At 61.7% G+C, this 10,129-nt stretch carries 10 protein-coding genes; 8 read left to right on the top strand and 2 right to left on the bottom strand.

The features are described 5' to 3' along the window. From P775_RS19240 to P775_RS19275, 8 genes are all read left to right on the top strand, one after another. Positions 1-858: type IV secretion system protein (locus P775_RS19240; protein WP_099912514.1), on the top strand; the 858-nt coding region annotated here is incomplete at its 5' end. Between the two features lie 32 nt (positions 859-890). Further along, complete coding sequence (locus tag P775_RS19245; protein ID WP_099912515.1) at positions 891-1,088, top strand: hypothetical protein; 198 nt, start codon at positions 891-893, stop codon at positions 1,086-1,088. Further along, the gene (locus P775_RS19250) at positions 1,085-1,771 is read left to right on the top strand and encodes a VirB8 family type IV secretion system protein (RefSeq protein ID WP_099912516.1); all 687 of its coding nucleotides are present in this window, start codon (positions 1,085-1,087) and stop codon (positions 1,769-1,771) included. The genes P775_RS19245 and P775_RS19250 overlap by 4 nt, the downstream gene beginning before the upstream one ends. Continuing rightward, positions 1,768-2,655 carry a P-type conjugative transfer protein VirB9 gene (gene virB9 / locus P775_RS19255; RefSeq protein WP_245875769.1) on the top strand — a complete coding sequence of 296 codons (888 nt, stop codon included), beginning with the start codon at positions 1,768-1,770 and terminating at the stop codon, positions 2,653-2,655. The genes P775_RS19250 and virB9 overlap by 4 nt, the downstream gene beginning before the upstream one ends. A gap of 2 nt (positions 2,656-2,657) precedes the next feature. Next, on the top strand, positions 2,658-3,830 hold the full coding sequence (gene virB10 / locus P775_RS19260) for a type IV secretion system protein VirB10 (RefSeq protein WP_099912517.1): 1,173 nt from the start codon (positions 2,658-2,660) through the stop codon (positions 3,828-3,830). A gap of 32 nt (positions 3,831-3,862) precedes the next feature. Further along, positions 3,863-4,864, top strand: coding sequence for a P-type DNA transfer ATPase VirB11 (gene virB11, locus P775_RS19265; RefSeq protein WP_218967729.1), 1,002 nt, complete (start codon positions 3,863-3,865; stop codon positions 4,862-4,864). Beyond that, a complete protein-coding gene (locus tag P775_RS19270) occupies positions 4,861-6,987 on the top strand; it encodes a type IV secretory system conjugative DNA transfer family protein (RefSeq protein WP_099912519.1) in 2,127 nt (708 codons plus the stop codon). Before virB11 ends, P775_RS19270 begins: the two co-directional genes overlap by 4 nt. After that, positions 6,980-8,644: an LPD7 domain-containing protein gene (locus tag P775_RS19275; RefSeq protein ID WP_099912520.1), complete on the top strand. Its 1,665-nt coding sequence runs from the start codon at positions 6,980-6,982 to the stop codon at positions 8,642-8,644. Before P775_RS19270 ends, P775_RS19275 begins: the two co-directional genes overlap by 8 nt. 63 nt (positions 8,645-8,707) lie before the next feature. On the opposite strand, the gene P775_RS29930 is transcribed toward P775_RS19275, so the two are convergent. Next, positions 8,708-9,271, bottom strand: coding sequence for a transposase (locus P775_RS29930; protein WP_218967730.1), 564 nt, complete (start codon positions 9,269-9,271; stop codon positions 8,708-8,710). Between the two features lie 48 nt (positions 9,272-9,319). Next, the gene (locus tag P775_RS19285) at positions 9,320-9,874 is read right to left on the bottom strand and encodes an IS110 family transposase (protein ID WP_218967731.1); all 555 of its coding nucleotides are present in this window, start codon (positions 9,872-9,874) and stop codon (positions 9,320-9,322) included. Positions 9,875-10,129 lie beyond the last annotated feature (255 nt).

Genomic DNA, 10,129 nt, shown 5'->3' on the forward strand with positions numbered 1-10,129 from the left:
GTTCAGCCCCACCGGCCAAGCTGGTTGTCGGCACCGGCCATGGTGGTTGTCGCTCATCAACCGCTTACGGCAGCCCTCACCATCTATCTGATCCTCTACGGCTGGGCGATCCTGCGGGGCTCGATCCAAGAACCGCTGATGGATTTCACAATGCGCGGCCTAAAACTTGCGATCATCTGGACCCTCGTTTCCAGCGCCGGCGACTATGCCTCATGGGTCGGTGACACCATTCTCGAAGGTATCCCTGACTTTGTGGAAACACTGACAGGAGGGTCGATTGATCTTCCCTCCGATCCCGTGATGAGAATGGCTGGAAGAATTAGCCTCGAGGTTCAGGACCAATATGGCTCGGGCATTGCCGGGTCGATCTACGGATATGTGCTGTCGATCGTTGTCATCATTGCCGCTGTGCCCTTTGCCGCCATCGCCTTCGTCATCAGTCTTCTGGTGCATTTCGGCCTGACGCTCATGGCCTCGATCGGCCCCCTCTTCGTTGCTTTTGCCCTGTTCGATTTCACACGCGGCTGGTTCTTCGCCTGGCTTGGTCAGATCATGAACTTTGCGCTCCTCAAACTTCTGGTCATCATCCTCATGCAGGTTGTGATCTCGTTCATCGGGGATGTTTACGCGAACTTCAGTGTCACGGATGGCGTCGCTGCCGTCTCTGCCTTTCTGGTCGCGATGGCCTGCGGAACGCTCTTTTTCTTCCTGCTGCCGTCGATTGCCTCGGCGCTGAGCGCGGGGACCGGAGCCTCGACCGGGGCGCTGCAGCGGGTCGTGGAGCGCAAGGTTTTGGGCACCAAGTCGACCGGTGCCCGGGACATCGGTGCGATGGGATCTGCCGCGCGCAAGAGCTGAGCCCCCAACTCTCAAATTTCCAAGGTGACCTCATGAAGATACTCGCCCCGTTGCTGCTCCTGGCCGCCTCGGCCTGTGCCACGACCACGCCGCTGCCGGATGTGAAGGGCTCGGTCGTGCGCCCCCTCAATCCGACCAAATGGGACTATCAAGCCGCCGTTCTGGACAAACAGAAGGAAATCGGCGTCACGCCCCGGATCGAAGACGCCCGGGAAGGGGGTGAGCGGTGAAGACATCCCAAGACAAGGATCTGGCGGCCTACCTGAAACAGGCGCGCAGCTTTGATTACGACAGCCGGATCGCGGCCGAACGCTCCAAGCGCACGGCCTGGGGGATCGCGGGCATCGCCAGCCTGTTGGCGGTCAGCAGTGTCGTCGCGGTGGCCGTCATGGCGCCTCTGAAGCAAGTGGTGCCCTTCGTGATCCGCGTTGATCAGGCCAGCGGCGTGCCGGAGGTCATGACCTCCCTGAGCGACGGTAAGAGCACGTATGATGAGGCGGTGACACGCTATTTCCTGGCGCGCTACGTGCGGGAGCGCGAGGGCTATGCTTTTGCCGAACGCGAGGCGATTTTCCACGAGGTCACGCTGATGTCTTCGCCCGAGGAGAAGGCGCGGTTCTCGGCCTATTTCAACGGCACCAACCCCAAAAGCCCGCAATACGCCTATGGCACCGACACAAGGGCGGAAATCAAGATCCGCTCGATCTCGTTCCTGAGCGACAGTCTCGCACAGGTGCGCTTTTACAAGAGTGAGATCAACGATCGCGAAAACCTCACAACGCAAAGCCCGTGGCTCTCCACCTTGGCGTTCGACTTTGACGGCGACGCCGAAATCAGCGCGCAGGACAGGACCATCAACCCTCTGGGCTTCATCGTGACCAGCTATCGCGCAGATCCGGAGGTAGCCCAGTGACACGAACGGCAAAGCTCATCCTGAAACGCGCACTGACCTTCAAGGCAGCCCTCACCGCCGGAGCCCTTTTGGCGGCCGCGACGCCCGTGCTCGCCCTCGACATCCCGGACCCGTCCCGTTCGGACAGCCGTGTGCGTTCGGTCAACTACAACGCATGGGACGTCGTGCGTGTGGTCGGCACGCTGCGCACCTCGGTGCAGGTGGTCTTCGCGCAGACCGAGGAAATCATCGATGTCGGCAGCGGCGATACCCTTGCCTGGGAAATCGTGCCGCGCGGCAATATTCTCTATCTCAAGCCGCGGGAGAAGAACCCGCCGACCAACCTGCAGATCGCGACCATGCGCGAGGACGGCACGACCCGAACCTATTCCTTCGAGTTGATCGTGCGCGACGGCGCGATCACCAACAATTCCAAGGATGTCTATTTCCAGATCCGGTTTGACTATCCCACCGACACCGCAAATCGCAGGCGCGCAGAGGCAGCCGAGCAAAAAGCCCGTGCACAGGCCGAAGCCGCCAAAGCGAGGCTCGCGGAATCCGTCGCAACGTCAGGCACCAAGAACTGGCGCTATCTGGCCGCGGGATCTCGCGCGCTCCAGCCGTCGCAAGCCTACGACAATGGTGAAATGACCGTGCTGACCTTCTCGCGCATGACCCGCATGCCCTCCGTGTTCATCCTGGACGATGCAGGGGTCGAGCGCATGGCAAACACCACAGTGCGCAAGAACCAGATCATCGTGCACGACGTGGCCCCGGAACTGCGCCTGCGGCTCGGAGGCGAGGTGAGCGCTATCTACAACATGGGGCTGGCACATGCCTCTGGCGGCTACACCGGGACCGGCACAACCAGCCGCTCGGTGACACGCGAAATCATTGGACAGTAATCATGGCAGATGACGACCAAACGCCCGCCGCAGGTCCGGCCGGAACCGCCGTGCCCGGCGTTGACGGTGAACGCGGAATTTCCTCGATCACCGATGCAAAGCGCGCGGGCATCACTGAAAAGAAAAAGAAATATCTTGTTGCAGCCGGTCTTGTCTTCCTTGGCACGCTCGCGGTTCTGCAATGGCCCTCCGACGAAGACCCCGAGCCTGCGCAGGAGGAACAGAGAGAGGCCACCCAGATCCGGCCCGCGCGGGATTTCGATCCTGCCGACCTCTCTGAGACCGACGAGCCGGAGCAAATCAAAGACGATGAGGCGCCAGAAAAGCGCGAAGAGGAGCCCCTCGGGCCGATCGAGCGGGTGCGCAGGGACGAGCAGCAAGCTCCGGAGGAATTGAGCGAAGCCGAGCAGCTCTATGAAAGCTCAAAACGAGCCCCGGTGATGGCCTATCAGGGCAACAGGACAGGGCTTGCGGATCAGGGTGGCGCGCAGACTGGCGCCGCAGAGGCGGAGTTTTTCGCAGGTGGCTCCGCGGGCGCAGGCGTGCAAACCACGGGCCTCGCGGCGCAGCTCGTCACCAGTGACCGGCCATCGCAAAAGGCCAGGGTCCTCAAACATCCGAACCTGACACTCACGCAGGGCACGTCGATGCCCTGCGCGCTTGATACCGCGATGGATTCGACCGCACCGGGGATCGTGCGCTGCACGCTTACCGACGATATCTACGCAACCACCGGTGCCGTGATCCTGCTGGAGCGGGGAACGCGCATCGTGGGCGAATACCAGGGAGGCATGCAGCGCGGCCGCAAGCGCCTGTTTGTCATCTGGACCCGCGCGCAGACCCCCACGGGCGTGATCGTCAATCTGGGCTCACCCGGCGCCGATCCGCTTGGGCGCACCGGGCTCACCGGCGATGTCGACACCCAGTTCTGGACGCGCTTCGGGGGCACGATGATGCTCTCGATCATTGACGATGCCCTGGTTGTCGCGGCCCGTTCCGGGAGTGACGACGAAGGTACTGGCGAAAACACCCGGGTTGCGGCGCAGGGTCTGGCCCAGACCGAATTGGAAAACACCATCGACGTGCCGGTGATCCTGCGCAAGAACCAGGGCGAGGAAGTCTCTGTGCTGCTCGCCCGCGACCTCGATTTCTCCGGCGTGTACCGCCTGAAATGATGGATCAGCCGAACATACCGTCTCAGAAGACTGTGCCACCGGCGCTGGCGTCGCACCTGGCCCCCCTCGCGCGCTACCTTGAGCGTGACGACGTTCTGGAAATCTGCATCAACCGGCCCGGCGAAGTCTTCGTGGAAGACACTGTCGGAGGATGGGAGCAGATTGCAGCCCCGGAGCTGAGTTACAGTTTTCTGCAGGGCTTCGTTGCAACCGTTGGCACGTTCTCACGCCAGCAGGTCAACGAAACCACGCCCCTCCTCTCAGGCTCTTTGCCGCAGGGCGAACGCATCCAGATTGTCTGCCCGCCCGCAGTCCCGGCCGGGGCCGTCAGCATCACCATTCGCAAGCCCGCACAGCGCAGCTTCTCGCTCGATGATCTGCTGGGACAGGGCATGTTTGCCGAAGTGGAAAATGCCCCGACCGCCCTGAGTGCAGAAGATGCGGCGTTGCTTGAGTTGCACCGCGCAAAGGACTGGCGGGCCTTTCTGCACGAGGCGGTCCTGGCAAAGAAGAACATCCTGGTGTCCGGATCGACCGGCTCGGGCAAGACCACCTTTTCCAAGGCGCTCATTCCGCTGATCCCGGCGCAGGAACGGCTGCTCACGATCGAGGACACGGTGGAGCTGGAGCTGCCGCAGCCAAATGTCGTGCGGATGATCTATTCCAAGGGCGGGCAGGGCGAAGCGCAGGTGACTGTGCGGGATCTGCTGGAAAGCGCGCTGCGCATGCGCCCGGATCGCATTTTCCTGCAGGAGCTGCGCGACGCTTCCGCCTTTTACTATCTGCGCAATGTGAACACCGGGCATGGCGGATCGATCACCACGATCCACGCAGAGTCCGCCGCCCTGGCCTTTGAGCAACTGGCGCTTCTGGTGAAAGAGAGCGACGCGGGCCGGGACCTCAAACGAAATGAGATCAAGGACATGCTCTATCAGATGGTCGACGTGGTCGTGCAGATCACGAAAACCGAGGCAGGCCGCAGGGTGCGCGAAGTCTACTTCGATCCCAGCCGCAAACTGGCGCAGACGTCATGATTGTCCAGAACTGGCACCGCCTGGACATCGCCGCCCGTGCCGCCGCGATCATTGCCGCCGTCCTCTTTGCCGTGATCGGCGGGGGTGTGACGGCGGCCTATGCCTTGCACTGGGGGCTGAACATCCCCGTCGCGCTCCCGCGTGCTCTGCTGCTCTGGCCCCGCGTTGCCCTTGCCGGATATACTGATCCCGAGACCGTAAAATGGATCAAGCTGTCGGGATATGCGGGTCTCGTGCCCGGCATCGTGCTGGGCGCTGCCATCCTGAAGGCCCGCCCGAAACCGGATGTGCATGGCCGCGCCGAATTTGCGAGGGAGTCCCGCATCAGGCAAGCGGGCATGAGGTCGAAGACGGGCATCATCGCGGGCTTCACAGGCTCCCTGCCTGCGCGCAATTACGGCAAGCCGGTGGATCGCTGGGGCCGTGCCGTGGAGGACGGCGGATCGGTCAAGATCCAGAAGTCCGGCCATCTGTCAGACAGAAACCTGCTGATCTATGGCCATGATGAACATATCCTTCTCTATGCCCCGACCCGTTCGGGCAAAGGCGTCGGGGTTGTGGTTCCGAACCTGCTGAACTGGCCGGATTCTGCGGTCATCCTCGATATCAAGAAAGAGAACTGGACCCTGACGGCGGGGTTTCGCAAGGCTGGCGGTCAGGAGGTCTACCTGTTCGACCCGCTGGATCCGACCGGCAAGACCCACCGCTGGAATCCGCTCTCCACGGTCCGGCGGGGCACGGATTACCAGATTGAAGATCTTCAACGCCTGGCGGACCTGTTCATTCCGGTGGCATCAAAAGATCCCTTCTTTGACCGGGCGGCACAGACCGCCTTTGTCGGCGTTGGCGGCTACCTCGCCGAAACGCCGGAGCTGCCCTTCACTCTGGGAGAAATCTATCGCCAGCTCACGCTGACCCCCGCCTTCGTAAAGACGTTCCGGGCCCGGCTTGAGGCGCGCGAGGAGGCGGAGCGGCCGCTGTCGCTTCAGACCGTCTCGACGCTGAACGATTTCCTGTCCAAAAGCGAAAACACCTTTGAGAGCGTCAAATCCACCATCACCGCCAACCTTGGCCTGTTTGCCAACCCCATGCTGGACCGCGCCACGGCCGCGTCAGATTTCGACTTCGCCGATCTGCGCAAGAAGCGCATGAGCATCTATGTCGGGATCACGCCGAACAACCTGGGCCGTCTGAGTCCGTTGATGAACCTGTTCTTCCAGTCCTGCGTCGATGCCAACATGCAGGAATTGCCCGAGCAGAACCCTGCGCTGAAGCACAAGGTGCTGCTCTGCATGGACGAGTTTGCATCCGTTGGGGAGATGCCGTCCTTCAAGCGCGGGATCGGTTATTTCGCGGGGTATGGCATGAAGGTTCTGACCATCGTCCAGACCCCCGCCCAGCTGGCGGATATCTACGGTCAGGACGGGGCGGATGCCTATATGGACAATTCCGGCGTCAGCATCGTCTTCACACCCAAGGGGACCAAGGAGGCGCGCAATCTGTCCGAGCGCATCGGCACGCTTGGCATCGAGACCCGCAGTGAATCGAGGCCCAAGCATCTCGCAAACGGCAAGGGCACGACCGTCAATCACAGCGAACAGAAGCGCGCCCTGATGCTGCCCCAGGAGCTCTTGCAGATGGATCAGAGTGAAGCGCTGGTCTTTGTTGCCGGACATCCGCCGATCAAGGCAAAGAAGATCCGCTTTTATGCAGAGGCCGCCTTGGTTGAGCGCTCAAAGATCCCGCCGCCGCAGATTGATCCGATCGGTCGAGACGACATGTTGCGTGAGGTTGCGGCCCTGCGCGACGAAAACCGGCAGCTTCGCCGCCAGCACGCCGAGCTGCACAAACGCCTCGATAAGATGGAGAGCCCGAAGGCCTCGCAAGCGCAGAACGTCGCGAATGGCGAGCCTGCGGAAGTTCCGATGACGGACGAAGAGATCACAAACCCTGCCGGGATCTCCTTTGAGCGGCTGAAACTGAGCGCGCCGGAGGCGCAGGCGAAGATCGCGGAGCTGAACACGGCAGGCAAGGTCGCAACCCCAAAAGGCGCGGCCGAAATCCTCGCAGCCCTTGGCTGTGACATTGAAGGGGCGAAGACGGAAAGGAGTGAGCATGACTGATTTGGACAAGAACAAGGATAAGGAGGCAAGGTTCACGCTGTCCTATGCCGGTTCGGACCGGCAGGAGCGCTTTGCCACGGCGGCAGACGCGGGGCGGGCCTTTGCCGATGCGGACACAAAACTGCGCCCCCGTGTCATTGAGAAAAGAGACGATGGTGGAGCCCGAACCGTCGCCTCCGGCGTGACGGTCGGCGAGGCGTGGCAGAAATCGGTCCCGACGCTGGATAGTGTGCGCCGCGACAAAGCCAACGTTAAGTCCGACGGCACGCCACGCGAGGGAATGGGCCGCTCGAACCTCGACTTCTGGACCGCGTTCCATGAGCGCACGGCCGAGCGGGAGGCCACACCTGCAAAGACGCGTAAGACCGCCCGAACGTCGGGTGATCCGGACGATGGCACAATCGAGCCTGCGAAACGCGACGACAAGAAGACCGATGACGAGCGGTTTTCGTTGCCCTCAAGCTATCATGACAGGTTTTTGGTGACGAAGACAAAAAACCAGCAGGAGCTGTTCCGCTCTTACGAGGACGCGCGCCCCTCGATCATCGACAAGGGGGATCGGCTCAGCACCAAACATGCGGATCGCGCCACGGCCATGGACATGATCGAACTCGCCGGGCACCGCGGCTGGCAAAGCCTCAAGGCGAAGGGGCCCGAAGAGTTTCGGCGGGAAATGTGGATTGAGGGCAGTGCGCAGGGGCTCAGGGTGCAGGGATACCGCCCCTCAGAAAAGGATCAGGAAGAGGCCAGTCGACGCGGGCAGATGATCGGCGAACGTACCATCGAAAGAACAGACCAGCCGCGCGGAACAACACAGGAGGCCGTCACGCAAAAAGCCCGTGCAGACGCTTCCCACAAGGACAGCAACGTGGTTGAGATGCCGCGCGCGAATTTCGCCAACGGCGTCTCGGGGAAGATCACCGACATTGGCACGGCCCCCTATCGCAACCGCGAAGGCGCAGATCCCGTGCCATTCGTGGAGCTGGAAAGGAAAAGCGGCAAAAGCGAACGTCTGTGGAGCGTCACAATCGCCGATGCCGTGGAAAAGCATGATCTCAAAGTCGGGGATCGCGCGACGTTCCACTCTCCCGGTGTGGAGCCCGTCACCTACAAGACAAAGGACAAGAAGACCGGCGAGGAGGTGGAACGGCAGGGCCATCGTCGCCTCTGGGATGCCAAGGATATTGAGCGGTCTGGCGACATCGCGAAGGGGCCCCCCGAGGCGCCGCAGAAGCGTGACGAGCCGACGATGATCGAGCAGGCCTCCCCTGAGCCGCAAAAGGCCAAAAATGCTGCCAAATCCAGTGGGGACGCAACGGAGCCGTCCGACAAGCAACGCCAGCAGGATACCAATTCCGACCGTCTGGAAGACCGCATCAAACGCTATGAGCCGGGTGATCAGGCTGGAAAGGGACCAGCCAGTGTCCTCGCCCACATGGATGCCCGGCTACGCGCCGAAGGTGTCCCCGAAAAAGACCGCGAAAACGCCAGAAATCACGCCGCGACGCTGCTGTCGCAAAGCGTCAAAAGCGGGCGTGACATACCGGTGCAGAAACTCGCGAATGTGACCAGGGAGCAAGAAGCGCAGGTGCAGAACACCGTGAAGGTTCAGGAACGGCAGAAGGATGAGGCGACGAAAGGCAGCCGGGAACGCTGAATAACGTACAGGAGGAGAGGTGAAAGGCAGGTGACGCGCGACATGCCTCTCTCAAAATCAAGATCAGGGCTCGGGTAGGGCTGCGCCGCGACGCAGAAAAATAGGCACCTCTTCACCGCGATATGCACGAAGGTCAGTAAAGCGCAGTATGCCGACAGTGCAAACTCCACCTTTTGGCAAGATCAGTCGAGTTTTTGTGCTGAGGTGCCGCACGCGGGCGCTGCCGTTTGCTGCAGGTGCATCACCGTTCGGGCGCGGCAGACACAAACATTCATCGCAGGCCTGACCTGCCAGGCCTTGATCGCACCATGGGTCATCGGCGGTGTAATGGATCGAGCCGCTTTTGACATTTACTTCGAGACGCAGCTCGCTCCAGCGCTGGTGCCTGCCCGCCTTGGTAATCCCGCCCTGCCGCACGCTGGCGCCGCTGGAATGCTCCGATGGGGTCAGTCCCAGATAGGCCATCAGTTGCCGCGGATTGTCGAAACGCTGAAAATCTCCGACCTCGGCCACCACTGTCACCGCGACGATGAACCCAACACCGCGCATTGCCTGAACGGAATCCACGACCGGCGCGAGGCTCCAACTCGGCAGAAGATCGGCGATCTGCTCCGTCAGTCGTTCCACCCGCGCCTCGGCATCCGCGACGGCATCAATGTAATCCTGAAGGACGACCTATTGTGCCGGATGCGTGAACCGCACCGTGGCCAGCCAGCGCCGGTATGCACCGGTCCAGCCCTTCTTGCCGGGATAGATCCGACCGTGACGCAGCAGGAAGCCCTGAGGGTGCTGGCGGGCCTTGCCCGTCACGCGCATCGCCGTGGCCCGCGACCGGATAAGATCGCGCATCGCCTCATGCGCCGCATCGGGCACCCAGACCGCCGTCAACTCGCCCGCACGATGCAGCTTTGCCAGCATCACAGAATCGCGTCGGTCCGTCTTCACTCGATCACCCGCCTTCACCGGAATCAGGGACGGGGCCACCACGATGCAGTCGTGCCCCATCTCGACAAGCTGGCGGTAAAGACCATAGCCACAGGGACCCGCTTCATAGCAGAAATGCAGCCGCCCCCCGTCGGCGGCCAGCTTCTCAGCAAGTTTGCGGACGTGATCGGGACGATGCGGCACCGTCCCCCAGTGGCGGACTTCGCCGCCGCACTCGCCCTTTGCAACCGCGACCGAAATCGCCGCCTTGTGGACATCAAGCCCAATGAACGTGCTATCCTGCATGTGGTCTCTCCCCCATTCTTGAGGCTCGGCGCCAGCCAATCTGACGCAACCCTCGAACGGAGAATGCCGCGGGAGAGGCCACAGACCCAGTCAGCTAATGCTGCGATCATGGGGTCTAAGATCCTCAAGAATGCTATATCTACTTCATGGGCGCCGGATATGTTTCAAGTTAAAACCGTAATGCTTTAGAGCTTACTTGTCGAAATGGCCCACCTGATGCCAGCGCCAGGCGTCGGCGATCATCTGATCCATGGT

Origin of the sequence: Puniceibacterium antarcticum (assembly GCF_002760615.1) — a bacterium.
Classification (GTDB): domain Bacteria; phylum Pseudomonadota; class Alphaproteobacteria; order Rhodobacterales; family Rhodobacteraceae; genus Puniceibacterium; species Puniceibacterium antarcticum.